Origin of the sequence: Streptomyces sp. V3I8 (assembly GCF_030817535.1) — a bacterium.
In the GTDB taxonomy this organism is placed as follows: domain Bacteria; phylum Actinomycetota; class Actinomycetes; order Streptomycetales; family Streptomycetaceae; genus Streptomyces.
In genome coordinates this window covers 8,802,901-8,826,374 of sequence record NZ_JAUSZL010000002.1, presented here as the reverse complement: position 1 = coordinate 8,826,374, position 23,474 = coordinate 8,802,901, and the positions used below count along the sequence as shown (strand labels likewise).

Genomic DNA, 23,474 nt, shown 5'->3' with positions numbered 1-23,474 from the left:
TCAGCAGCATCTCCGTGCCGGCACGGACACGGCGTAACACAGTCGGCGCCCAGCGCACCCTTCGTGCGGAACACTCCGGGAGAGTTGGCCGTTCATCCCCATGTGGCTGCGGAGGGGACAGTGTCCCCGGGCCTCACCTACAGCCCATGGGGACGATCGTCCGGCTGAAGCCCCATGGAGCACCCCGCCGAGAGGCGACCGCCCTCCGCAGCCACCACCCACCACCCCGGCCGGTCTCCCCCGTCCGGCCGGGGTCCTCCCACACCGAGCCCCTGAGGGTTACGGGGGCAGAACTCCGGCATCACCCCCGTACTCCCGTACTCCGTTACCTCGTACCCCATGACCTGCGGTTGTGTCGTGATCGTGGCCCGTGGCCTACGCCCCGTATCCCGTGCTCTGGCCGAACCGTGCTCGGTGCCTACATGCAGGTCTTACGGGTACTCGGGTCGCCTTCCACGAGCGAGGTGACACAGATGGCGTCGACGTCACGTCCATCGACTTTTGACGGACTCTCCGCACTGGTCACGGGCGGCTCGCGCGGGCTGGGGCTGCTCCTGTCCGCACGGCTGGCCCAGCGAGGCTGCCGGGTGACCGTGGCGGCCCGCGACGCGGACGAGCTCGGCCGCGGTGCCGACTGGATCAAGGAACGGACCGGCACGACGGTCTCCACCGTGGTCTGTGACGTCCGTGACCGGGACGCGGTCGAGTCCGCGGTCCGGCGGACGGACAGCAGGCAGGGCGGTCTGGACATCGTCATCGCCAACGCGGGAGTCATCCAGGTGGCCCCGGTGGCGTCGCTCGACAGCGGAGCCTTCGACGACGCCATGGCGACCATCTTCGGCGGGGCGGTGAACACGGCCATGGCCGCACTCCCCCACCTGCAGCGCAGCGAGGCCGGGGGCCGTCTGTGCCTCATCGGCTCCGTGGGCGGTCTGCTCGCCGTTCCGCACCTGCTGCCGTACTCCTGCGCGAAGGCCGCTGTGGGAACACTGGGCGAGGGGCTCCGGGCAGAGACAGTCGGCACGAACGTCAGCGTGACCACGGTTCACCCCGGGCTGATGCGTACCGGATCGCACCTCCAGGCGGAATTCGGCGGCCGGTCCGCCAAGGAGTTCGCGTGGTTCTCCGCCCTGTCCGGGACACCGGTCGTATCGATGGACGCCGACCGCGCGGCCGAGCGCATCGTACGGGCCCTGCAGCGGCGGCGGACCCGTCTGGTGCTCACCCCCGCGGCGCATGCTGCGGGAGTGGCGCACGGCGTGGCACCTACCGCGGTCACGCGGCTGAGCGGCTTCGCCACCCGGTTCCTTCCCCGGTCCCCGACCGGGGAAGGCGCCGACGGTACGCCGCGGGACCGCATCGTGCAGGGCCACCGCATCGACAGTCCCCTGTCCGCTTGGGCGGAGAAGGTACGCAGCTTGGGTAGCCGGCTCAACGACCGCGCCGTACGCCGCTACAACCAGGAGATCCCAGGTCCCCCGACCAGCGCCTGACCGTATGGGCATGCCACTGTTCCGGTGTTCCGGCAGCCCGACGCAATACCCCGTCCCGGGTCGGGAGAGGATTCCGGGCAAGGGGCTTGCAAAGGAACCGGCAAGGGGCGAGGGCCGGTAAGAGGGGGCCGCTTCGGGGCGTGGACGGTCACCCGCTTTCGCGGCCGCCTACTCCTCGGGCTCTTCCTCGTCGGGCTCGTTCTCATCGGGTTCGTCCTCGTTCCGCTGCGGCGCGGACGCTGTCTCCTCGGCGGAGACCGATGCGGACGGCGGGACGGCGCCGCCCTGCGAGGCCCCGGGAGCGGACGCCGTGGCCGACCCCTCGGGCACGTCCGACGACTGCGACGCCCCCGATGACCCTGATGACCCTGCGGAGGATTCCGATCCGGAAGAGTCGGAGGAGTCGGAACGCGAATCGGATCCCGAGGTATCGGAGGACGTGGTGGAGGGGGACGACGAACCGTCCGGTCCGCCCGGCTCGGCCGAGCTGTCGTCGGGTGAGAAGAGGGCTATGCCGATGAACAGCGCTGCCACGAAAAGCACCACCGCCGCGATACCCCCGACGACGCGCGGCCGTCGGCTCAGCCGCGCCCGTATGCCACCGCCCGCGCCGTCCGCCGCGCCCGCGCCGTCGTGCCGGGCAGCCCGGGAGGCCTGGCGGGTCGGGCCCGTAGCCGATGAGCGTGTCGCGTACCCGGACCGCGCAGTGCGGTCGTCGGCCTGCGGCAGCCGGTACGTCGTCGCGGGTCCGTTCTCCGCACCGGCGTACGGCACGTCCGCCCCGGCCGCGTACGACGAGCCGTACGCCGTCCCCGTACCCGTCCCGTACGAGGGTCCGTAGGCCGCCTCCGTTCCGTACGAGGGTCCGGCTCCCGGCGCGGGCAGGGGCCCCGTGTGCCCGCGCCAGGCCCCGCTGTCGAACCAGTCCGCGACCTCCTGGGCCGTGGGCCGGTCCTCGGGCTGCTTGGCGAGGAGGTCGAGGAGGTAGTTCTCGAAGGCGGACGGCAGCCGGACGCCTCTGTCACGCGGCGGCACCGGCGCCTTGTCGATGTGCTGGTGCAGGGTGATCGTCGCGGACTCGGCCCGGAACGGCGGCTCACCGGTCAGCAGCTGGTACAGCACGCAGCCCAGCGAGTACACGTCGGAGGCGGCGCTCGCCGGGTTGCCGAGCGCGCGCTCGGGAGCGAGATAGAGGCTTGTGCCGACGATCTGTCCGGCCGAGGTGAGTGCGGAGGCGGGGTCGTCCACGAAGCGGGCGATGCCGAAGTCGCCGATCTTGACCGTGCCCGCGGTGTCCGACATCAGGTTGCCGGGTTTGATGTCCCGGTGCACGATGCCCTGCCGGTGCGCGGCGGCGAGGCCGGCCGCGGCCTGCGCGGCGATCTGCGCGACCCGCTCGGGCGTCAGGGAACCCGCCTCGGTCAGTTCCTGGGCCAGGCTCTGGCCTTCGACCAGCTCCATGACCAGGTAGAAGCGGTTGTCCCAGGACCCGAAGTCGAACACGGCCACCACATGCGGGTGGCTCAGCCGGGCCGCCGTCTGCCCTTCCAGCCGGAACCTCGCGGCCGCCGCGGAGTCGGCGTCGTCGCCCAGCAGGAGTTTGACGGCCACGGACCGGCCGAGCACCTCGTCGGTGGCCCGCCAGACCTCGCCCATCCCACCTCGGCCCAGGGAGGCCCCCAACCGATACCGTTCAGCCACCAGCACCTGCGAATCATCCTCACCTTGAATGGGCCGTCACGACGGCTGCGTCGGCACGTCACTCCGCACTCCACGCAGCAGCGCAGACCGGGGTCCGCAGTATGATCAGCCTACCGACCTGGCGCACACCCCATGATCGCGCGGTACCAGCCGGGTGATCCGCCGGCGGGAGCCGCTGGATGGGTGTACCGGCGCCCCGTGATACCCGGGTCCGGACCGGACCCCCGGGTCCGGACCGGGCCGTTGCGCGTGTTGCCGACACGCACGTGTGTACCGTGATGTTCCTCGAGACAGGTCGCCCGGACGGGGGAACTCGCCGTCCGCTACGAACCTGCTGGTGCGGTACGGGCCTGCGAAAGTCTTCAGGTCGGTCCGCTGCGGTGTACGAGATGTCTGCGCGTGGTCCGCGCCACGCGCAGGGGGCGGAGTACGACATGTACTGCGGTAAGGACCATACTGGTCGGGCCTTGATCTTCCACAGAACGGTTCCATGACCAAGAACAGCAGCTCTTCGACGATCGTCCCGAGCACCGTATGGCTGGCGCGCGGGCGCCATCTCGGGCCCGACCCCGAGCAGGACGTCCGGCGCAACTTGATCGCCCTCAAGGCAGCCGGGGTCCTCGACGACTTCCTGGACCTCGACCCCGTGGAGGCGGCCCGCTCCACCGTCCTGTATCCGCGGGAGGAGTCGGCCGATCCCGGCCCGTCGGCCCGGCGCCTCTTCGAGGCCCGCTGGCGCGTGGCCGACGGTGTCATGGTGCGCGCGCAGCTGACCACGTACGACCAGGAGGTCCGTCGTACGGACCATGAGGGGATCACCTGGGTCCTTGCCGCCGAGGCGGAGCTGGCGTGGAACCCCGAGTGGCCCTCGCCCGCCACCATGTTCTGGCCCGACAGCGACCGGGTCGCCTGGGACCACGACTTCGCGCCCGGGGTGCGCCTGCGGGCGGCGAACCACCTGCCGCAGGACCAGAACGAGATGCGCCGCCGCCTGCGGGACCACTCCCGCAACACCTGGTACATCCATATCGTGGTGCACGAGGCCATGACGCCCGATCCGAAGGGGCAGCAGCCGGTCTCCACGTTCCTGCCGCCGAGTCTGCGGCACCGGGTGATCGAGCACCGCGCCACGCCGGCGCAGGCGGAGATCGCCGACTTCGCGATGAAGCGGGAACTGAACGTGCGGATGCCGCGCGGCGGCGCCGTCGTGCTGCCCACGCAGCCCCGGAACCCGGACTACGACGCGGACCACTTCACCGTGCACAGTGTCTTCCTGGACGGCTCCGAACCGACGGAACTCCTCGCCCGCATCGAGGAGTTCGCCCAACTGCCGCAAGCACTGCCGGAAGGTGCCGAGCAGGCCCTGAACCAGCTGCGCCAGGGCTGGCACCTGCTGACCCCGGAGGAAGAGCTGGCCCATGCCCAGAGCATGGTCATCAAATACGCCGAAGCGCTCGACGCCATGACGAAGTCCCGTGACCTCTACCAGGAGGCGACGGAGGCGGCGCAGGCCGCACTGGCCGAGTTCACCGACGGCGCCGGTTCGTCCCGGTCGCCCGCACCGGAGACGGCCAGGACGGTCGGCTCCCCGCTGAATGCCCTCAAGAAGGGACTCGGCCGCTTCCGGGACCCGCACAGACAAGACCTGTGACGCCCATCGCGTGTGCCCGTCGAAAACCGGGGCGGCGAGCCCCCGCGGCCCGGTCCCTTTACTGACTCGTACGGGATACGAGCGGGAAAGGACGGCGGTCGGGAGATGAGCGTGGCCTTCGTACTGCCTTCGTACCGCTGGACTGCGGCCTCCTCCACGCGCTCGCCCGCCACTCACCACCCACCACTCGGAAAGCCGACTTCCCGCAGCAGGGGGACCAGTTCGTCGGGAGTGTTGCCGTAGCGCGCCGAGGGGCCCTCGAACGTCGTACGGAGCCCAGCGCCCTCGAACCAGTGGAAGAGGTGGATGGGCTTACCGCCGTCGGCCGAGTGCGCCACGGCCCGGCCGCTCTTTGACAGCGCCTCCACACACGGCGCCGCGATCCCCAGGCCACCGTCGAAGCCGAGGACGGGTGTCCGGTCGCCGTTCTCGCCCGGAGCACTGAAGGCACCCGCGGCGTAGGACCCGTCCCGGTGGTCGTGATCCACCTCGGCGCGGTGGGCGTCGGCCGCCTCGATCAGCCCGGCCGTTCCCTCCCCGTGCCGCGCGGCTCCGCCTCCGTCTCGTGGCGGCCGAGCCGGGGTCGGCGACGTCAGCCCGCGGTTTCGTGACCCGTGGAACTCAGGCGCAGCGGGCAGGCACGTCAGCTGCGGAGCCGGCGGCTCCGCGATTCAGAGTGACCGCCAGAGTCGGGCCAGTGCCGAGGTGGTGAGAACCTCGCCGGGAGGACCTTGGCCGACGAGGCGGCCGTCCTGGAGCAGGAGGCAGGTGTCCGCCCCGCGCGCGGCCTCCAGGTCGTGGGTGGCCTGGACGACCGTCACACCGTCGGCGACGAGTGCCGTCAGCAGGTCCGCGATCCACGTCCTCGCCTCCGGGTCCAGGCCGGTGGTGGGTTCGTCGAGCAGCAGCAGGTCCGATTCCTGCGCCAGTCCCTGTGCGATCAGGGCGCGTTGACGCTGCCCTCCGGAGAGTTCCCCCAGTCGGCGCGGGGCGAGGTCGCCGATGCCGAGCCGGTCGAGCGCGGCGTCCACGGTCGCGTGGTCGCGACGGGTGAGCCGGCGCCATGGTCCACGTTCGCCCCAGCGTCCCATCTCGACGGTCTGCCGGACGGTCAGGGGCAGGGCGTCCGCGACGGCAGCGCGCTGCGGCACGAACGCGGGCGGCCGTTCTCCCTCATGACGGAGATCGCCGGATGTCGGACTGATCACACCGGCGAGGACTCCGAGCAGGGTCGACTTGCCGCTGCCGTTCGGTCCGACGAGTGCCGTCGTGGCCAACCTCGGTATGTCGGCACTGAGTTGGTCGAGGACGGGACGTCCCGCGTAGCCGGCGCACAGGTCGGTGAAACGGACGTGCGGGTCCCGCTTCGAGGGTGGGGCGGGCCGATGACCCGTAGTTTTGAACATGATTTTCATTGTACTGTCAGCGGCATGGAATGGTTGACGGCCCCGTTCGAGGTGGCCTTCGTGCAGCGCGCCCTGTGGGGCGGAATCCTGGTGTCCGCGATCTGCGCGCCGGCCGGCACCTGGGTGGTGCTGAGAGGGATGGCCTTCCTCGGGGACGCCATGTCCCACGGTCTGCTGCCGGGGGTCGCGCTGGCCGCCCTGCTGGGTTCGAACCTGATGGTGGGCGCGGTGGTCAGCGCCGCGGTCATGACGGCGGGCGTCACCGTACTGGGCCGCACGCCGAGGCTGTCGCAGGACACCGGCATCGGGCTGCTCTTCGTCGGCATGCTCTCGCTCGGCGTGATCATCGTGTCGCGCTCGCAGTCCTTCGCGGTGGACCTCACCGGCTTCCTGTTCGGTGACGTCCTCGCCGTCCGGCAGCAGGACCTCTTCCTGCTCGCGGCGGCGCTGTTCGTAGCGCTGGCGGTGTCGGTCCTCGGTCATCGCGCCTTCGTGGCCCTGGCGTTCGACGAACGCAAGGCGAGGACCCTGGGGCTGCGGCCACGTCTGGCCCACGCCGTACTGCTGGGCCTGCTCGGTCTGGCGATCGTCGCCTCGTTCCACATCGTCGGAACGCTGCTGGTCCTCGGCCTGCTCATCGCTCCGCCCGCGGCGGCCCTGCCATGGGCGCGCAGCATCCGCGGGGTCATGGTGCTCGCCGCGCTCCTCGGGGTCGCCGCCACGTTCGGCGGCCTGCTGCTGTCCTGGCACCTGGGCACCGCAGCCGGCGCGACCGTCTCGGCCCTCGCGGTGAGTCTGTTCTTCCTCTCCCACATGCTGGCCGGCCTGCGGCACCGCCGTGCGCGCCTCGCGCCCGTTCCCGCTCCCCTTTCCGCTCCCGAAGTCAACTGAAAGAAGCCTGAGGCGATCGTCATGACCGTCCGCAGAAACGTCACTCCATGGGTTCCGGCCGCACTGGTGATCACCGCGCTGCTCACCACGAGCTGCTCGGCCGAGAAGGACAACTCCCCACGATCTGACAGGAGTTCCCCGTCCGCCACCGCCCACGGGTATGTCGAGGGAGCGCGGGAGGCCGCCGAACAGCAGTCCCGACTGGTCCTCAACGACCCCGGCAGCGGAGACAGCCGCGTTCTCGACCTCGCCACCGGCAAGGCGCACAGGACGGCCCGGGTGGAAGGCGCCGTCCGGCTCGGCACGGACGGCAGGTTCGGCTACCTCCACACCTCCGACCGCGTTCACGTGCTCGACAGCGGCGCCTGGACGGTGGACCACGGCGACCACGTCCACTACTACAGCGCGGCGGTACGGGACGTCGGCGAACTGCCCGTGGGCCGCCGGGCGCAGGTGCGCAGCGACGCCGCCGTGACCGCGGTGACCGACGAGGACGGGCGGGGCGTCCTGTACGACCGGAGCACGTTGGAGAAGGGCAGCATCGCGTCTGCCCGGACGCTGGCGGGCACCTACTCCGGCGCCGTCCTGCCGTACGGGGAACACCTCCTGGCCTTCGCGGACGAGGGCGGCACGACGAAGCTCGTCGTGCTCGACCGGGCGGGCGACCGCGTCGCGTCTCCCGACGCGGAGTGCGAGAAGCCGCGTGGAGATGCCGTCACCCGACGCGGCGCGGTGCTGGGCTGCGCCGACGGCGCGCTGCTCGTCCGTGCGGAGGACGGCGTCTTCACCGCCGAGGAGATCCCCTACAGCGAGGACGTGCCGGTCAGGGAACGGGCCGTCTCCTTCCGTCATCGTCCCGGCAGCGACTCCCTCACCGCGCCGGCGGGCGACGACGCGGTATGGGTCCTCGACGTCACCGAACGGGTCTGGACCCGCGTGGACACCGGACCCGTCGTCGCGGCCGGCACCGCCGGGGAGGGTTCCCCGCTGCTCGTCCTCGAGACCGACGGCTCGCTGCACGGCTACGACATCGCCACCGGCAAGCGGACCGCACGGACCGCACCGCTCCTGACCGGACGGGCGCGGGCCGGCACCGGCGGCAGTCCTCCCGTGATCGAGGTCGATCGCAGCCGCGCCTACGTCAACGACCCCTTGGGCAAGAAGGTGTTCGAGATCGACTACAACGACGGCCTGCGGATCGCGCGCACCTTCGACCTGGACATCGAGCCGGTCCTCATGACGGAGACCGGCCGATGAGCCGGACCGCGGCAAAGCAGCGCATCCGGGTGGGCGTGGCACGGCTGCGCAGTCTGATCGTGGGTCTGCTCGCCCTCGTCACAGCCACCACGGCCGCCGCCTGCACCACCGGTGAGGACCGGCCGAGCATTGTCGTCACGACCAACATCCTCGGCGACATCACCCGGGAGATCGTCGGCGACGAAGCCGACGTCACCGTTCTGATGAAGCCCGGCGCAGACCCGCACTCCTTCGGCCTGTCGGCGGTGCAGGCCGCCCAGCTGGAGCGGGCCGACCTGGTCGTCCACAACGGCCTGGGACTCGAGGAGAACGTCCTGCGGCACGTGGACGCCGCCCGCGCGTCCGGCGTCGCCACCTTCGCCGCCGGGGAGGCGGCCGACCCGCTCACCTTCCGCACGGCCGACGACGGCGGCCCCGCGGACGGGGAAGGGCAGCCCGACCCGCACTTCTGGACCGACCCCGACCGGGTGCGCAGAACCGCCGGCCTGATCGCCGACCAGGTGGTCCAGCACGTCGACGGCGTGGACGACCGGGCGATACGCGCCCGCGCCGACCGCTACGGCGAAGAACTCACCGGCCTGACCGTCTGGATGGAGAAGTCCTTCGACCGCATTCCGGAGGACAGGCGCGCCCTGGTGACCAACCATCACGTCTTCGGCTACCTCGCCGACCGCTTCGGCTTCCGGGTGATCGGGGCGGTCGTCCCCAGCGGCACCACGCTGGCCTCCCCCAGCTCCTCCGACCTGCACTCGCTCACCGAGGCGATGGAGGAGGCCGGCGTACGCACCGTGTTCGCCGACTCCTCGCAGCCCACACGGCTAGCCGAGGTCCTGCGCACGGAACTGGGCGGCCGGGTCCAAGTCGTCGAACTGTACTCGGAGTCGCTGACCGCGAAGGGCGAGGGCGCCGACACCTATCTGCGGATGATGCGCGCCAACACCACCGCCATGACCGACGGACTGACCGGCGGACCGCCCCACGAGCCGACCCGGAAGCTGACCGCCGGACCGAGTGCCGGACCGAATGCCGGCACGACCGGCGGCTGACTCCGGAACCGAGGCGGACACCGGCCGACGGGGCCGGAACCGTCGCACACCTCTGCCGCCACCGCGCGGCGAGAAAGGGAACACACCGATGAAGAAGTCGATACGCAACAGAGCTCTCACGGGAACGGCGCTCGTCCTGGCGGTGTCCACGGCGCTGACCGCGTGCGGAGGCGGCGAGAACTCCTCCTCCGGCGCCGAGGCCGGGACCAGGACCGGTGGCGGGGGCGGGGGCGCCGCACGCGTGACCCCCGCCGCCGCGGTCGAGGATCCGCTGGTGGCGACCTTCGACGGCGGTCTGTACATCCTGGACGGCAAGAGCCTCGAACTGAGCAGGACCATCGAGCTTCCCGGCTTCAACCGCGTCAACCCCGCCGGTGACGAGGACCACGTCGTCGTCTCCACCGACACCGGGTTCCGTATGCTCGATGCCACCTCGCAGACCCTCACCGACATCGAGTACAAGGGTGCCAAGCCCGGTCACGTCGTGCGCCATGGCGGCAGGACGGCGCTCTTCACCGACGGCACCGGAGAGGTCAACGTCTTCGACCCCACCGACCTGGGCAGCGGGAAGAAGCCGGAAGGACGTACCTACGCCTCCGCCGAGGCACACCACGGTGTCGCCATCGAGCTGACCAACGGCGAACTCCTCAGCACACTGGGCACCGAGGAGAAGCGGACCGGCGCACTGGTGCTGGACAAGGACGACAAGGAGATCGCACGCTACGAGAAGTGCCCCGGCGTACACGGTGAGGCGGCCGCGAAGAACGAGGCCGTCGCGGTCGGCTGCGAGGACGGCATCCTGATCTACCAGGACGGCAGGTTCACCAAGGTCGACGCGCCCGACGACTACGGCCGCATCGGCAACCAGGCAGGCAGCGACACCTCCCCCGTCCTCCTGGGCGACTACAAGACCGACGCGGAGGCCGAGTTGGAGAGGCCCACCCGTGTCTCCCTCATCGACACCGAGAAGAAGAAGCTGCGTCTGGTCGACCTGGGTACCAGCTACTCCTTCCGCTCCCTGGCCCGCGGCCCGCGGGGTGAGGCACTCGTCCTGGGCACCGACGGAGCGATCCATGTGCTCGACCCGCTGAGCGGCAGGACCGAGAAGAAGATCCCGGTCGTGGGCGAGTGGCAGGAACCACTGGACTGGCAGCAGGCCCGGCCCACCCTGTTCGTCCGCGACGACACCGCCTATGTCTCCGACCCCGGCGAGAAGGCCTTGCACGCCATCGACCTGGAGACGGGCGAGAAGATCACCTCGGTCACCCTGCCGAAGGGCACCAACGAGCTGTCGGGCGTCGTCGCGGGACACTGACCGCGCGTACCGCCCCGCGACCTGTCGGCCGCGGGGCGGTACGTACGTCCCGGAACGCTTCCGCCGCCGGTCAGGAGCGACGCCGGCCGAACCGAACCAGATCCAGCCCGACCTGATCTGATTGCCTCGCATCAGATCAGGTCGGGTCAGGTCGGGGCAGATCGGGTCGGGTCGGGTCGGGTCGGGTCGATCAGCCGTGAGGGAGGATCACCGCGCGTCCGTTGATCGTTCCCGCGTGCAGGCGCTCGTAGGCGAGCGGCGCCTCGTCCAGCGAGAAGGTCTCCGTGTGTACCGACACGGCGCCGGACCGGGCCAGTGCGAGAACCTCGACGAGTTCGCCGCGGCTGCCCCAGTAAGGAGCGCTGACCGAGACCTCGAAGGGCAACTGGCCGAAGCCGACGGGCAGTGTTCCGCCACCGATGCCGACGATCGTGATGTCGCCCTCGACCGCCGTGACGGCCCCCGCGGTGGCCAGGGTGGGCTGCGCCCCGACGAAGTCGAAGACCGCCTCCGCTCCGACACCACCGGTGATCTCGCGGACCGCGGCAGCCGCCCCGGCGTCGGACAGCACCGCCTCGTGGGCGCCGACCTGCCGGGCCAGCCGCAGCTTTTCCTCGTTCACGTCGAGGGCGATCACCCGGGCCGGGGTCATGGCCCGCAGCAGCTGAATGGCGACGTGCCCGAGCCCGCCCGTGCCGATGACCACTGCGGTCGACCCCGGAACCAGCTTCGGCAGCGACCGCTTGATCGCGTGGTACGGCGTCAGCCCCGCGTCGGTCAGCGGCACCGCCGCGACCGGGTCGAGTCCGTCCAGCGGGACCAGATGGCGCGGATCGTCCACGAGCAGGTACTCCGCCATCGCTCCCGGCGCCCCGAGCCCCGGCGGCCGGATGCCGAGCTCGTCGGCGCGCAGGCAGTAGTTCTCCTTGCCCTCCGCGCACTTGGCGCAGCTGCCGCAGCCCCAGGGGCCGTACACGGCGACCGCGTCGCCCTCGCGCACACCGGTCACGCCCGCACCGAGCGCGGCGACCGTGCCCACGCCCTCGTGGCCGAGGGTGAGCGGCAGCTCGTACGGGAATCCCTCGGCGGGCCAGCTCATCACGGCGATGTCGGAGTGGCACACACCTGCGGCGGTGACCTTCAACAGAACCTGTCCGGGGCCGGGTTCGGGGTCGGGGACGACCACGACCTCAGGGGCGGCGCCGATGGTGCGGTACTGCAGTGCCTTCATGGCCTGACTTCTTTCTGTACTTCTTCTGCGCTGTTTATGTGCTGCTTGTGCGCTACTTCTGTGCTGCCTGTGTGGTCAGACGGCGGTGTAGGCGCCGTCGACCAGGTGGTAGCTGCCGGTCACGAACGAAGAGCGCTCGGACAGCAGGAACGCGATCAGTTCGGCGACCTCGTCGGAGCGGCCGAGCCGTCCGGCGGGGTGCAGTCCGACCAGACCGTCGTAGGCCTCCTTGTCCAAGCTGTTCTGGAGCAGCGGGGTCTCGATGAAGCCGGGGCCGACCACGTTGACGCGGATGCCCTTGGCGGCGTACTCGACGGCAGTGGCCTTGGTCAGGCCCACCACGCCGTGCTTGGCAGCCACGTACGCGGAGGAGCCCGCGAAGCCGACCGAGCCGAGGATGGAGGCCACGTTCACGACGGCACCGCCGCCGGCCGCCTCGATGGCGGGCAGCTCGTGGCGCAGGGAGTAGAAGACGCCGTTGAGGTTGGTGCGCACCACGCGGTCGTAGGCCTCGATGTCGTACTCACCGGTGGGTGCGCTCGGACCGCCGATGCCGGCGTTGTTCACGGCCAGCTCCAGCCCGCCGAAGGTGTCGACGGCGAAGGCGACGGCCGCCGCCACGGACTCGGGGTTCGTCACGTCGACCTCGACCGCGGCGGCCTCGAAGCCCTCGGCCCGCAGGTCGGCGGCGGCCTTCTCGGCGCCCTCGGCGTTGTAGTCGGCGATCACGACATTGGCGCCGCCGGCGCCGAGGCGACGGGCGGTGGCCAGGCCGATGCCCGAGGCGGCGCCCGTGACCAGCACGGTCCTCCCGGCGAACTCGGTCGCGTAGTCGGTGACAGAAGGGATGTTGCTGGTGGTGCTCATGGTGCTCTCACTCTTCGGAGATGTGCGAGACCGCGGACGCGGCCTCCTGGGTCAGGGCGTCGTAGGCCTGCTCCACCAGGGCGGCGAGGTCTGGGGCTGCCGTTTCGTGGCCGGATGCGCCGCGCGCCCAGATGCGCAGTGCGGCGGTGAGTACTCCGGCGGCGGCGTCGACCACGACGGCGGGACGCACGTCCCGCACGTCGTCGGTGCCGAGCCGGTCGGCGAGGATGCGGATCGACTCGTCCTGCGCGTCGACCCGGATGCGTTCGTACGCGGCGAACAGGGCCGGCTCGCCGTCGAGCAGGGCGAGCAGACGGCGTATTCGGGGACGCAGGTGCCAGGCCGGGTCGTCCCGGTCGGCGAGCCAGTCGCGGACGGCCCGGCGATAGGCCAGCAGAGGCGGCTCGGCGGCGGGCCGGTCACGCAGCAGGGCGTTGATGCGGTCGCCGTCACCGCGCACGAAGTCGAGGGCCGCGTCCTCCTTGCCGACGAAGAGCCGGCTGAAGGTGCGGCGCGTGACGTCGGCCCGCTCGGCGATCGCCTCGACCGTGGTCGCGGCGAGCCCGCGCTCCAGGATCAGGTCGACGGCGGCGGTCGCCAGGGCGTTGCGGGTCTGCCTGGCCTTGCGCTGCCGTCGGTCTTCCGTCGCGATACCGGGCTCCGTTGCCTCCATGCCTTCGATGATAGCTCTTCATGTCCCAATGGGACATGTTTCCCAGTGGGACACATTTTCCGGTGGGACATTTACCGCGTCTCACGGTCGGCGGGCGGGGCACTTCGGCACGGAGCCGGAGGCGGCATGCGGGACCGGCGCGCCCGACCGCCGTGGACACGCGGAAACGACGAAACGACGAAGCGGAGAAGCCGAAAGCGGGAAAACCGGGGAAGCGGGGAAGCGGGGAAGCGGGGAAGCGGGGAAGCGGGGAAGCGCTCCAGGGTCAGGCCAGGCCCGCTGCGATGGCGCGGCGCACGGCGTCGGCGCGGTCCCGGATGTCCGCCTTGGCGAACAGGTTGTTGATGTGGGTCTTGACCGTGGCCTCGCTGATGAAGAGCTTGCCGGCGATGGCTCTGTTCGGCAGTCCCTGGCCAATGAGGGTGAGCACCTCGCGCTCGCGCTGGGTGAGGTCCTGCGGCAGCGGCAGCGGCAGCGGCAGCGACTGCGGCTGTCCCGTGGCCGGCGGTTTGACCCGGACGGTGGCCAGCAGTCGGTCCTGGACCTCGCGGTCGAGGACGGCCTGGCCCGCCGCGGCGGCGCGGATGGCACGAAGGATGTCCTGGCGCCCCGCGTTCTTCGTCAGGTAGCCGCGGGCCCCGGCGCTCAGTGCGGCCAGGATCGAGTCGTCGTCGGCGAAGGTGGTCAGTACCACCACGGCGACCTGCGGGTATTCCTCGCTCAGCCGACGGGTCGCCTCGATGCCGTCCATCCCCGGCATGCGCAGGTCCATCAGGACGACGTCCACCGGGGTGGCGGCAACGGCGGCGAGCACCTGCGTGCCGTCCGCGGCGGCGGTGACGACCTCGATGTCCTCGGACAGGCCGAGCATCGCGGCCAGGGGTTCGCGGACGGCGGCCTGATCGTCGGCCACGACCACCTTCAACCGCCGTACGGTATCGGTCGTTTCACTCATGCCGGAATCACTGCCTCCACCTGCCAGCCGCCTCGGTCGGGCCCCTCCGTGACCGGGCCCGCCGTCATGGTGCCACCCAGCAGCGCCACCCGTTCACGCATTCCGATCAACCCCATTCCGCTCCCGGCACCCGCGCTCACCCTGCCGGTCGCGGGCCCGTTGCGGATCCTCAGTGTCGTCGACGCGGCGCCGAACGTCAGCTCCACCCCGGCGTCCGTGCCCGGGGCGTGCCGGGCGGCATTGGTCAGGGACTCCTGGGCGACGCGCAGCAGGTTCTGGGTGACCCGCGCCGGCAGTTCACGGACGGTCCCGATGACGGTGAGGGCGTCACGGCGGCCGGAGGACTCGATCATCGCGGTCAGGGTGTCGAGCAGCGGGAGGGCGTCCTCACGCAGCGCGTGCACGGTCCACTGGGCCTGCTTCAGGCTCTCTTTGACCATGCTGTGCGCCTTGCTGTTCGCTTCTCGGACCTTCTCCAGATCGCCGGTGTCGATCAGGGCGTCCGCCAGTTCCAGTTGCATGTTGATCCCGGCCAGCGAGTGCGCCAGCACGTCGTGCACGTCCCGGGCGATCCGGGCGCGTTCGGTGAGCACGGAGGTCCGGGCTTCGGCGCGGGCGGCCCGCTCGGCGGACTCGGCGGACGAGATCATCGCCTCCACGGCGCGCTGCCTGCTCCGTCCGAGGATTCCGGCCACGACCGGGACCGCGACGGTCGCACCGAGGATCCAGGGCAGTTCCTCGTGGCCGGGACCGAGGTGGAAGTACAGGACGCCGCCGCACAGGAGACCGGTCAGGGCCGCGAGCGAGAGGGCCTGCCTCGGGGGGAGCCGGTAACCGATGTGGCCGACGAGGAAGTACGCGAACAGGTAACCGGAGCCGCTGCGGCCGGCGCCGATCAGGGCGGCGGCCGCCACGGCACCGAGGGTCAGCCAGAGGAGGACGACGCGGGGCGGGATCCTGGACTCGGGCAGGTGCCGCGCCAGCAGCGTCAGGGAGTTGACCGCGATCAGGACGGCCACCGCCAGGCCGCGGCCGCTGATGCCCACCGGACGGACCGTCGCCACCGCGGCGACGATCACCGCCAGGGTGATGACCCATTGCATACGCGGGTCCTGGCGGGGCACGGCCCGGGGGCCGGGCCCCCGGTCGGGAGCCGGCCCGCGGTCGGGGACGCTGGCGGATGCGGACACGCCGTGACCATAACCCATGGTCAGGCGGTGCGGTCGAGGACCGTCGCGGCGGGACGCGTGCCCGCCGGGAGCTGCTGCTCATCGGCCACCAGACGGCTCCGGACGAAGATCGTGGCCAGGCGTGTGACCACCTCGGTCAGCGCCATCAGGACGAAGGCCGCGACCCAGGCCTGGCCGGTGGTGATGTCGTGGGTGACGCTGAACCGGGCCACGTCGTCGGCGCCACCGTGGTCGGTCCAGACCTGAAATCCCATGCGGGCACCCATGCCGACCACCCACAGGACCGCCGAGACGGCTCCTGCCTTGATGAAGAGATGTCCGCCGGCACTGCGGATCCGGGTGTGGACGCCGCCTGCGACGCCGAGCGCCGCGCCGGCCGCGACCAGCGCTCCGATCAGCACGAGGTCGTTGCCCGCGGTGGGGACGGTGTGCAGGTACCGGGAGGCCACGAAGGCCACGATCCCCAGGGGGAGCAGATAGGACTTGAGGCCCAGGCGGCCTTCCCGCAGCTGCCGGAAGACAACGAGTACGAGGGCGATGTCGGTGATCCAGTCGGTCGTGGTCATGCCCTCAAGACTGCTGTCGCGGGCCCGTTCACGCCTGGACCCATGGGTGGAGATGGGGGTGGAGTTCGGCGGCCCACACCTCTGCACCCCGTACTTCTCCTAAAGGGTGTCCCATAACTTGTGTGGTGGTTGGCGCATTGGTTGGGCATGGGTGGGGTGATTTCAGCGGATGATCCGAAGTGGATCGAGCCGTTCTCGGGACTGTCCGAGGCGCAGTTTGCCAGGCTGGTGGTGTTGGTACGGCGTCGTGGTGGTGACGTTCAGCGCGGTCGGCCGTGGCGGCTGTCGCTGGAAAATTGGGTGCTGCTGGTGGCGACGTACTGGCGCACGAACTTGACGTTGCGGCAGGTAGCGCCGTTGTTTGGGGTCTCGAAGTCCGCGGCTGACCGCATCCTCGATCATCTCGCACCCCTGCTGGCCATCTCTCCCGCGCGCCGGCCGCGCAGGGACACCGTCTACATCGTTGACGGCACCCTGGTGCCCACCCGAGACCGCAGCGTGGCCGCGTCCAGCAAGAACTACCGGCACTCGACGAACCTGCAGGTCGTCATCGACGCCAACAGTCGCCTGGTGGTGGCGATCGGCCTTCCACTATCCGGCAACCGCAACGACTGCCGGGCGTTCACGGAGTCGGGCGTCGACCAGGCATGCCGCGGAGCGCCGGTCATCGCCGACGGCGGTTATCAGGGCACCGGCCTGCTCATCCCGCACCGCCGGCGACGCGGCCAGAGGCATCTCAGCCCGGAGCAGGAGGCAGAGAACGCCGTCCATCGCCAGGCTCGGGCCCGAGTCGAACACGCCCCTTCCCGGCTGAAGAACTGGAAGATCCTGCGAGACTGCCGCCTCAAAGGTAACGGCGTGCACCAGGCCATGCTCGGCACCGCCCGCCTACACAACCTCGCTCTCTCGGCATAGAGGCGAACCGCCTCTCAGCCACATCACGCCCGGGGAGAGCTGCTGCACACCAGACTGCCGACCGCTACGAACGAGAGTCACGGTCTCGCACGGCACTGAGGCCGCCGCCGTCGTTGAAATGCTGATAGGCATGAGCCTGGCGGCGCGCATCGCGTATGCCGCTCGTAGCAGCCGCTTCGATTCCTTGCGCTTCCGAACTGGAGCCCATCCGGCGCCGCTGCCGACGCACCAGCACCATCACGGCGGCCACCCCAATGGACACGACTGCTGTCACAGCCAATAACAGGTAGACCATCGCCGCCACCTCGTATTCGCTTCGGACCATTTCACCACGATCCACGCCCAGGCGTCGATCGCCGACGGCCATCCAACGGTACGCAGCGAACAACTGGAGATGAAGCGATCTTCCCGGCACCAACAGCTCGCAGAATCCTGCCGCCCTCCGGCAACCGCATAGCCCGCGTGCCCGCTCTGCTCCGCGACAGAGATGACTTAGAGCTCGTAACACGATCATGATCGGTGTCTCTTGAGGCGTCTCCAGCAGATCAGGGTGCAGGCCAATGAGACGAAGGTGTCGTGGAGTTCGGTGCGGCGTTCCCAGCGGACGGCGAGGCGTTTGAACTGGTGGAGCAGGGCGAAGGTCTGCTCGACGACGTAGCGGAGTTTGCCCAGGCCCTTGATGTTCGGGGCGTCCTTGCGGGAGATGACAGGAAGGATCCGGCGCCTGCGTAGTTCCTCGCGGTTGGGGTTGGAGCCGTAGGCCTTGTCGCCGAGCAGCGAGTCGGGGCGGCGGCGAGGACGGCCGGGGCGTCCGGCCACGGGTGGGATGCCGTCGACGAGGGCGAGGGTCTGGGTGACGTCGTTGACGCCTGCTGCGGTGGTGATGACTTTGAGCGGGGTGCCGCGTCCGTCGCAGATCAGGTGGTGTTTGCTGCCTGTCTTGCGCCGGTCGACCGGCGACGGGCCGGTGTCGGCTCCCCCTTTTTCGCGCGGATGTGGGAGCCGTCCACACACGCTCTGGACCAGTCGAGCGCGCCGACTGCGTTCAGTTCGGTAAGCAGGATCCGGTGCAGCTGGTCGAAGACGCCGGCCTGCTGCCACCGGTCCAGACGCCGCCAGCAGGTCTGCCCGGAGCCGAAACCCAGCTCCAGCGGCAGGAGTTACCAGGCTATGTCGTTGTGGAGGACGTACAGGATGCCCTGCAGACACAGTCGGTCCGCCACCGGCCGCGGGCCCGGCGCCTTATCCGGCCACGGCGGCAGCAGCGGCTCGATCAACGCCCACAAGTCGTCGTCCACGATCCACGGCCGAGTACTCACACCATCCTGAACGGCCGAATCGCCACATCGGTCACGCCCGACCAGGGCACTTCAACAAGATCGTGTTACGAGCTCTTAGGCATACGGGACAACCTCTAGGCGATGATCACCCCGACACCCTGGGCACCCGCCACAACTTGGCCTATTAGCGGGCACAGGCCGGGGAGTGATTAATTTGCGTCTGATTTCTAGCCGCAATGGCTAATTCTGCTCACTGACCTACGCTGCCGTCACCCAGGAAGGCTGGACAGACGCCAAATTTTGTTGGCTCTTCCATCTCTTTGCATCACTGACGTCACGTAGAAGCTCACTGGCCACAAGGCACCGTTGCGGACCCTTTGTCACGCCCTTTACCTTCAAGTCTCATTCACTTGGGGAGGGGTCTTGACATTCGATCCGCACATGGAATACAGGGAAAAATATGCTGCCTTCAGCAAGACCGAGGCGGAACTGAAGGCAAAAAGAGCACTGCAGAGAATTGGCTGGATGATCCTTTTAGGGTCACTAGCCTTAACGGGAATACTTGGATATACAGTAGCCGTCGGATTATGGAAGGCGAACGACGGATTCACCCGATGGCTATCTCTGGTCATCGTGAACGCTATATGGGTTGCATGCGCATATTGGCTTTACAGAAATCATGTAACTCTGGCCGCCAAAGCAAACCAGTTGCATGAAGCGCTGCAGGCGCGTCAGACGGCAGCTGCGCAGCTTCCCCTCAATACAACATCAGGCTTACGTGTTTACCGGGAAGCCTCACTCGATGTCATCGCCTCTTACAGGTCTCAAGCAATCCAGAACAGGCGCGTACACAACTTATTCCAGCTGCTTATTATCAGCGGGTCGATCATCGTCTCCACCCTCACAGCAATGAACGAAGGATCCAACAAAGCACTTTCAATTGTAACTTCTTCTTTAAGCGCACTGGTCGGAATTTCCGCCGGAGTTACCGGCTACTTCAAATTCCGAGAGCGTGGCACTACCTCTCAGTCGACAGCAGACGACATTGAAAAGAACTACAACGCCAGCCAGTTCCAGCTGGGTGACTACAAAAACTTGGGGGAGGAACCCCGACTCATTCTCTACGCCGGAACGGTTGAACTCATTAAGGAAGAGCAGCGCAAACGCGAACTCCAGCTAGAACAGAGTTCCTCGCAACATGACGAGCGCTCAGCCTAATGAGCGGTGGCGGAAGAAACGCCGAACGCCCCCGTCCCCGCAAGCGGACCTTGCCGTTGACAACGATCCGCTGGCTGCTGGCACCACGTTGGCAGTGGCGCACCCGTCAGCTACGGGCCGCTCACGGGCCCACGCTGTCCTACGAAGTCGCCTGGTACCTGATTGCACTCGCGGACAACGTGGCCAACCTGCCCTACGTGCGGCGACGCAGCAGTCCTGTGCCCGGCGTGCCGCCAGGGGTGGCGGTGGATGTATGGGCACAACTCCTCCCGGCGGAGCAGCAGCGGCGCCGGGCGTGGCTGACCCGTCACAGCCGAACCCCACTACACCTGCTGGGCGTGCCTGAAGAAGTTATTGAGCTGGCCGGCTTACATGTGGTCGAGTGGGCTCTCCCACCCGATGTGTCATCGATCTCAATGGTCGCCCAGCAACGGCCCAGGCCGAGGAAACCCGGATGAGCCGCTAGTACACCTCACCCAACTGGCGAAATTCTTTTACTTAACCCAGTCGGATACGGCTAAAAAAACTGCCGCCGGGGCTGTGAGCGCCGATCTCACGTCCCGGCGGGGAATTTTGACGCCGGGACAGGGAAGCGGCACTAGAAGGCGCCCTCAGAGGGCTCTGTGCCGGTGCTAGGAGTGGTGCCGACGGTGTAGGTGTCTTTGACCTTCACCTCGGCCACGCCGCGGCCCTCGGGGAACACCGCCCGCCAGTCGCCGGCCACATGCAGTTCGTCGGTGCCCATCGCGCGCACGACCATGAGGCCCTCGTCATAGGCGCGGTGGGCCTTCCACCACAGGTTGGCGAACGCCTGGGAGCGGATGAGGTGCATCCAGTCGGTGCGGTACAGCTCGCGGTTGTAGTTCGACTCCCCCAGCGTGGAGACGAACTTGGAATACATCGCCTTCACATACTCCAGCATCACATCGTCGCCGTCGGCGATCGCCCGGTCCCGGGCATCCTTCAACGCGATACGGAACTTCTCCAGCAGCCCCTCGGTCGCCCCCGACGTCCACGACTCATGGATCTCGGGCGGGTCGCACAGCCCGTACTTCGGACCGGACACGCGCAGCAGCAGACGCAGCGTCGCCTCCGTGACCCACAACGGGCCCGGCTCCTCGCGATGGCCGATCGGGTTCGGCAGACAGGCGTCGTGCTCCCAGGCGGGCGGGGTGATCAGGTGCAGGCCAGCCCGGCGCCGATCGTGGGGGGCGCCGGTGGTGTGTTCGAGCTGCCCGATCGGCAGGTGGGTCTTGAGGGCGGACAGGTAAGCCCCTTTGACGTCCAGCGCGGTCACCTCATACCGACCCGCTCCACTGACCCGCGGCTGAGCACCTGGTTGGCACTGCCCGGTGGGTTCGAACCCTCAGCCCGAGCACTCTGTAGAGAGATGGTCTCGGCAGTACTGCGAGTGCGGTCAGGTTCGTACTTTCGCAGTACTCGATCAGTGGGGCGGTGCGCCGAAAGGGTTTGTCATGAGGTCGGATGTCGGCGATGATCACCTCATGACGACCAGAAAGGGCCATGCCCTCTAGGCGCTCCGCTCCGCTCTCCACCGCTCGCGCGCCGCCGACCGCCGCACCGCAGCGTCCGATGGCCGTGACCGCCCGCCCAGGAGAGCCGCCCGTGCAGAAGACCGCCCTCATTCCCTACGCCCACCTCCCTCGACCGCACCACGGCCGCCACGTCCTGACCAGTACCGTCGACGTCTTCGGCGCTGCCCACTGGCTGCTTACCGAACGCGCTCCGCAGCCCGGCGGCGATGTCCTGCCCTTCGACGCGCTGGTCGTCTCCGTCCATCCGGGCGGCGACGTCGAACTCACCGAGCTGAGCGCCGTGCAGGCCCGCTGGCCGCACCTGGACCGCCTGCCCAACGGCAGGTTCGTAGTCGCCGCGTCCCGCGCCCGCCGGTACAAGGACGCGAACCAGGTCCAGGTCTTCGACGCTCTCGGCCGAGAGACCTCGTCCTTCTCCGTCGGGGACGCCATCGAGCACCTGCTCGTTGACGAGGCCGGCCATATCTGGGTCGGGCACTTCGACGAGAACCCGGCCGGAATCCGTCGCTGGAGCGCCACGGGCCGACTCGCCTGGACGTCAGACGGCGCCCGCATCCCCGGCCTCTTCGACTGCTACGCCCTGAACGTGTCGGGCACCGCTGCCTGGGCCTGCCCCTACACGGACTTCCCGCTCGTCGAGATACGCCCCGACCGCCTCGACCGGCCCGTGAGGGTGTGGGCGAACCGCGTACGAGGCGCCAAAGCGATGGCAGTCCACGGTGAGCGGGTCGCCTTCTACGGCGGCTACGGCGAGGAGCGGGACCGACTCGCCCACGGAGAGCTCACCGAAACGTCCGTCGAGCCAAAGAAGGTCGGTCTGCTCACCCTGCCCGATGGCCCTGCCCCCGGCCGCCGACGGGTCGTCGGCCGAGGAAGCAGAATCTACGTCCAGGCCGAGCCGTTCACCGCGTGGGGCGTGTTCGACGTCAGCAGCTGATACCCGGCACTGGAAGGACCCTTTCCACCCGGTCACCAACCATCCGGCGGACCGTCCCGCAAGGAGCCTGCCGCCCAGGGAGCATCGTGCCGCCGTCCTTTGTCCACCGCATCACCAAGTACGACCCTGCCGACCGCGACGAGCGTGGGCACTACACCGGTGTCGAGGACACGGTCAGCGACCACGGGCCGGTGGAAGCGGCGTACCTGGCCGCGATCGCGGCCTTCGCGGAGGCTTCGGGCATCGACCGGCTGGAGATCCGTGAGCCCTCGGTGACCGGCTTCGTCCACTTCGGCGTGGAGCCGCCCGTAGAGGGACACGGCCTGAGCGGGCTCTTCCCGCCCGACCTCAGCGGCTACCACGACGGGGCCGAGGTCTCCCTTCCCGTGGCTCTGGAACTGGTCCGGGCGATGCTCCGCGACCAGGGTGCCTGGTGTCGGCTGGAGGCGGGGGGCGTGTTCACCGTGCACGTCGGATGGGACCAGTACGTGTACGTAGGCAGCGACCGGCGCTGCACGGATGCCGTGGCTCGTACACGGAAGCTCGGCCTCTTCCCGGAACCGCTGGCGGCCTCGCCCTACGCGGCGGAACTTGAGGAACGGGAAGTGACGCAGGCCGCCGACGAGGACTTCTGGGCGCGCGTGCACGTGCAACTGGCCTCACGGCAGACGGTGCTCCTGGAGGAGGCCTACGTCCGCAACGCCGCACGCTGGCACCGCCTCACACCGGAGAATTTCGGCGCGGTGCGCGCCGGTCTCGGGCCACGAGCTCTACTGACCGTCTGGCCCGACCTGACCCCCGACGTCGGTGCGGTCCTCGCCGCGCTGCCCGAGGAGGACTCCGTGGAGTTCGTCTGGGAGGCGCAGGGCGGGACGATCAGACACGCGATTGTCGACGACACCGAGTACCAGCAGCTCGCCGCCCTGGTGGCCGACGCGCGGGCGGCCTGCGCCCTGCCCCTGCACCTCGACGAACGCCACCCGCTGCTCTGCGCCGTCCTGCCCGATAGCGACGGCGTGCTGCGAGCCCGGTGGTGACCCGGTTTTACGCCGGGTGGCCGACTGCTGTGCATTGAAGTTGTCCTATCGGGCCAGGTTTCGTGCTCAGTCACAAGAGCGCGAGTATGTTCGAGGACCTGCCTCCCGATCTGGCACGACTGACCACGCTCAGGACCTGGCACGCCATGTGGCTCAAGCGCATCGACGCCCAAATCGCGGCCGTGCAACGGCGCGAAGCCGAGCAGGCGCGCGCCCGCCGGTCCCGGCCGGCACAGCCGGAGTGGGTTGTGGAACTCAGCATCGGCGCCAGGCTCTCCACCGCGACGAA

The 23,474-nt window shown here is 69.2% G+C and carries 20 protein-coding genes and 2 pseudogenes; 10 read left to right on the top strand and 12 right to left on the bottom strand.

Going from position 1 to position 23,474, the window contains the following annotated elements; translation table 11 throughout:
- Positions 1 to 473 precede the first annotated feature (473 nt).
- Positions 474 to 1,493: an SDR family oxidoreductase gene (locus QFZ75_RS38955; protein WP_307544140.1), complete on the top strand. Its 1,020-nt coding sequence runs from the start codon at positions 474 to 476 to the stop codon at positions 1,491 to 1,493.
- A 168-nt stretch (positions 1,494 to 1,661) separates the two neighbouring features.
- On the opposite strand, the gene QFZ75_RS38950 is transcribed toward QFZ75_RS38955, so the two are convergent.
- Positions 1,662 to 3,149, bottom strand: a complete 1,488-nt coding sequence (locus QFZ75_RS38950) for a serine/threonine-protein kinase (RefSeq protein ID WP_373466015.1) — start codon at positions 3,147 to 3,149, stop codon at positions 1,662 to 1,664.
- A 535-nt stretch (positions 3,150 to 3,684) separates the two neighbouring features.
- On the opposite strand from QFZ75_RS38950, the gene QFZ75_RS38945 reads away from it, so the two are divergent.
- Entirely contained in the window at positions 3,685 to 4,845 is a 1,161-nt protein-coding gene (locus QFZ75_RS38945; protein WP_307544138.1) for a hypothetical protein, read from the top strand.
- 173 nt (positions 4,846 to 5,018) lie between these two features.
- On the opposite strand, the gene QFZ75_RS38940 is transcribed toward QFZ75_RS38945, so the two are convergent.
- Both QFZ75_RS38940 and aztA read right to left on the bottom strand, forming a co-directional pair.
- Positions 5,019 to 5,363, bottom strand: coding sequence for a DUF6461 domain-containing protein (locus QFZ75_RS38940; RefSeq protein ID WP_373466086.1), 345 nt, complete (start codon positions 5,361 to 5,363; stop codon positions 5,019 to 5,021).
- A 153-nt stretch (positions 5,364 to 5,516) separates the two neighbouring features.
- Positions 5,517 to 6,260 carry a zinc ABC transporter ATP-binding protein AztA gene (aztA, locus tag QFZ75_RS38935; RefSeq protein WP_373466014.1) on the bottom strand — a complete coding sequence of 248 codons (744 nt, stop codon included), beginning with the start codon at positions 6,258 to 6,260 and terminating at the stop codon, positions 5,517 to 5,519.
- 15 nt (positions 6,261 to 6,275) lie between these two features.
- Here aztA and aztB point away from each other — a divergent pair, with 15 nt between their 5' ends.
- The 4 genes from aztB (at position 6,276) to aztD (ending at position 10,760) form a co-directional block, all read left to right on the top strand.
- A complete protein-coding gene (gene aztB / locus QFZ75_RS38930) occupies positions 6,276 to 7,142 on the top strand; it encodes a zinc ABC transporter permease AztB (protein ID WP_307544135.1) in 867 nt (288 codons plus the stop codon).
- Between the two features lie 21 nt (positions 7,143 to 7,163).
- On the top strand, positions 7,164 to 8,399 hold the full coding sequence (locus QFZ75_RS38925; RefSeq protein ID WP_307544134.1) for a hypothetical protein: 1,236 nt from the start codon (positions 7,164 to 7,166) through the stop codon (positions 8,397 to 8,399).
- Positions 8,396 to 9,445 carry a zinc ABC transporter substrate-binding protein AztC gene (gene aztC, locus QFZ75_RS38920; RefSeq protein ID WP_307544133.1) on the top strand — a complete coding sequence of 350 codons (1,050 nt, stop codon included), beginning with the start codon at positions 8,396 to 8,398 and terminating at the stop codon, positions 9,443 to 9,445. Before QFZ75_RS38925 ends, aztC begins: the two co-directional genes overlap by 4 nt.
- Before the next feature lie 88 nt (positions 9,446 to 9,533).
- Positions 9,534 to 10,760 (top strand): zinc metallochaperone AztD, encoded by a 1,227-nt coding sequence (gene aztD, locus QFZ75_RS38915; RefSeq protein ID WP_307544132.1) that lies wholly within the window; start codon positions 9,534 to 9,536, stop codon positions 10,758 to 10,760.
- Positions 10,761 to 10,950: 190 nt separating this feature from the next.
- Here aztD and QFZ75_RS38910 read toward each other — a convergent pair whose 3' ends face one another.
- The 6 genes from QFZ75_RS38910 to QFZ75_RS38885 form a co-directional block, all read right to left on the bottom strand.
- On the bottom strand, positions 10,951 to 11,991 hold the full coding sequence (locus tag QFZ75_RS38910; protein ID WP_307544131.1) for an NAD(P)-dependent alcohol dehydrogenase: 1,041 nt from the start codon (positions 11,989 to 11,991) through the stop codon (positions 10,951 to 10,953).
- Positions 11,992 to 12,066: 75 nt separating this feature from the next.
- Positions 12,067 to 12,858: an SDR family NAD(P)-dependent oxidoreductase gene (locus tag QFZ75_RS38905; protein WP_307544130.1), complete on the bottom strand. Its 792-nt coding sequence runs from the start codon at positions 12,856 to 12,858 to the stop codon at positions 12,067 to 12,069.
- A gap of 7 nt (positions 12,859 to 12,865) precedes the next feature.
- The gene (locus tag QFZ75_RS38900) at positions 12,866 to 13,531 is read right to left on the bottom strand and encodes a TetR/AcrR family transcriptional regulator (RefSeq protein WP_307544129.1); all 666 of its coding nucleotides are present in this window, start codon (positions 13,529 to 13,531) and stop codon (positions 12,866 to 12,868) included.
- A gap of 265 nt (positions 13,532 to 13,796) precedes the next feature.
- Complete coding sequence (locus tag QFZ75_RS38895) at positions 13,797 to 14,486, bottom strand: response regulator transcription factor (protein WP_307544128.1); 690 nt, start codon at positions 14,484 to 14,486, stop codon at positions 13,797 to 13,799.
- Positions 14,483 to 15,694 (bottom strand): sensor histidine kinase, encoded by a 1,212-nt coding sequence (locus tag QFZ75_RS38890; RefSeq protein WP_373466013.1) that lies wholly within the window; start codon positions 15,692 to 15,694, stop codon positions 14,483 to 14,485. Before QFZ75_RS38890 ends, QFZ75_RS38895 begins: the two co-directional genes overlap by 4 nt.
- A 2-nt stretch (positions 15,695 to 15,696) precedes the next feature.
- Positions 15,697 to 16,242 carry a hypothetical protein gene (locus tag QFZ75_RS38885; protein WP_307544127.1) on the bottom strand — a complete coding sequence of 182 codons (546 nt, stop codon included), beginning with the start codon at positions 16,240 to 16,242 and terminating at the stop codon, positions 15,697 to 15,699.
- Between the two features lie 147 nt (positions 16,243 to 16,389).
- Between QFZ75_RS38885 and QFZ75_RS38880 the strand changes: the two genes are divergently transcribed.
- Positions 16,390 to 17,157, top strand: a complete 768-nt coding sequence (locus QFZ75_RS38880; protein WP_307544126.1) for a transposase — start codon at positions 16,390 to 16,392, stop codon at positions 17,155 to 17,157.
- 64 nt (positions 17,158 to 17,221) lie between these two features.
- Here QFZ75_RS38880 and QFZ75_RS38875 read toward each other — a convergent pair whose 3' ends face one another.
- Together QFZ75_RS38875 and QFZ75_RS38870 are read right to left on the bottom strand one after the other, a co-directional pair.
- Positions 17,222 to 17,524, bottom strand: coding sequence for a hypothetical protein (locus tag QFZ75_RS38875; protein ID WP_307544125.1), 303 nt, complete (start codon positions 17,522 to 17,524; stop codon positions 17,222 to 17,224).
- Between the two features lie 143 nt (positions 17,525 to 17,667).
- A pseudogene (locus tag QFZ75_RS38870) lies at positions 17,668 to 18,476 on the bottom strand (IS5 family transposase).
- A gap of 402 nt (positions 18,477 to 18,878) precedes the next feature.
- Between QFZ75_RS38870 and QFZ75_RS38865 the strand changes: the two are divergent.
- Positions 18,879 to 19,655, top strand: coding sequence for a DUF4231 domain-containing protein (locus QFZ75_RS38865; protein ID WP_307544124.1), 777 nt, complete (start codon positions 18,879 to 18,881; stop codon positions 19,653 to 19,655).
- 598 nt (positions 19,656 to 20,253) lie between these two features.
- On the opposite strand, the pseudogene QFZ75_RS38860 reads toward QFZ75_RS38865, so the two are convergent.
- A pseudogene (locus tag QFZ75_RS38860) lies at positions 20,254 to 20,964 on the bottom strand (transcriptional regulator); the annotation flags it as partial.
- A gap of 317 nt (positions 20,965 to 21,281) precedes the next feature.
- Here QFZ75_RS38860 and QFZ75_RS38855 point away from each other — a divergent pair.
- Together QFZ75_RS38855 and QFZ75_RS38850 are read left to right on the top strand one after the other, a co-directional pair.
- Positions 21,282 to 22,148, top strand: a complete 867-nt coding sequence (locus QFZ75_RS38855; protein ID WP_307544123.1) for a hypothetical protein — start codon at positions 21,282 to 21,284, stop codon at positions 22,146 to 22,148.
- Between the two features lie 86 nt (positions 22,149 to 22,234).
- On the top strand, positions 22,235 to 23,185 hold the full coding sequence (locus QFZ75_RS38850; protein ID WP_307544122.1) for an RNA-binding protein: 951 nt from the start codon (positions 22,235 to 22,237) through the stop codon (positions 23,183 to 23,185).
- Positions 23,186 to 23,474 lie beyond the last annotated feature (289 nt).

Coding starts and splice junctions, on each gene's coding strand:
- QFZ75_RS38900 (WP_307544129.1), bottom strand. CDS start 13,531: ATGGAGGCAACGGAGCCCGGTATCGCGACGGAAGACCGACGGCAGCGC.
- QFZ75_RS38890 (WP_373466013.1), bottom strand. CDS start 15,694: ATGGGTTATGGTCACGGCGTGTCCGCATCCGCCAGCGTCCCCGACCGC.
- QFZ75_RS38955 (WP_307544140.1), top strand. CDS start 474: ATGGCGTCGACGTCACGTCCATCGACTTTTGACGGACTCTCCGCACTG.
- aztC (WP_307544133.1), top strand. CDS start 8,396: ATGAGCCGGACCGCGGCAAAGCAGCGCATCCGGGTGGGCGTGGCACGG.
- aztB (WP_307544135.1), top strand. CDS start 6,276: ATGGAATGGTTGACGGCCCCGTTCGAGGTGGCCTTCGTGCAGCGCGCC.
- QFZ75_RS38880 (WP_307544126.1), top strand. CDS start 16,390: ATGGGTGGGGTGATTTCAGCGGATGATCCGAAGTGGATCGAGCCGTTC.
- QFZ75_RS38865 (WP_307544124.1), top strand. CDS start 18,879: ATGGAATACAGGGAAAAATATGCTGCCTTCAGCAAGACCGAGGCGGAA.
- aztD (WP_307544132.1), top strand. CDS start 9,534: ATGAAGAAGTCGATACGCAACAGAGCTCTCACGGGAACGGCGCTCGTC.
- aztA (WP_373466014.1), bottom strand. CDS start 6,260: ATGAAAATCATGTTCAAAACTACGGGTCATCGGCCCGCCCCACCCTCG.
- QFZ75_RS38910 (WP_307544131.1), bottom strand. CDS start 11,991: ATGAAGGCACTGCAGTACCGCACCATCGGCGCCGCCCCTGAGGTCGTG.
- QFZ75_RS38875 (WP_307544125.1), bottom strand. CDS start 17,524: ATGGCCGTCGGCGATCGACGCCTGGGCGTGGATCGTGGTGAAATGGTC.
- QFZ75_RS38905 (WP_307544130.1), bottom strand. CDS start 12,858: ATGAGCACCACCAGCAACATCCCTTCTGTCACCGACTACGCGACCGAG.
- QFZ75_RS38950 (WP_373466015.1), bottom strand. CDS start 3,149: ATGGGCGAGGTCTGGCGGGCCACCGACGAGGTGCTCGGCCGGTCCGTG.
- QFZ75_RS38945 (WP_307544138.1), top strand. CDS start 3,685: ATGACCAAGAACAGCAGCTCTTCGACGATCGTCCCGAGCACCGTATGG.
- QFZ75_RS38925 (WP_307544134.1), top strand. CDS start 7,164: ATGACCGTCCGCAGAAACGTCACTCCATGGGTTCCGGCCGCACTGGTG.
- QFZ75_RS38885 (WP_307544127.1), bottom strand. CDS start 16,242: ATGACCACGACCGACTGGATCACCGACATCGCCCTCGTACTCGTTGTC.
- QFZ75_RS38895 (WP_307544128.1), bottom strand. CDS start 14,486: ATGAGTGAAACGACCGATACCGTACGGCGGTTGAAGGTGGTCGTGGCC.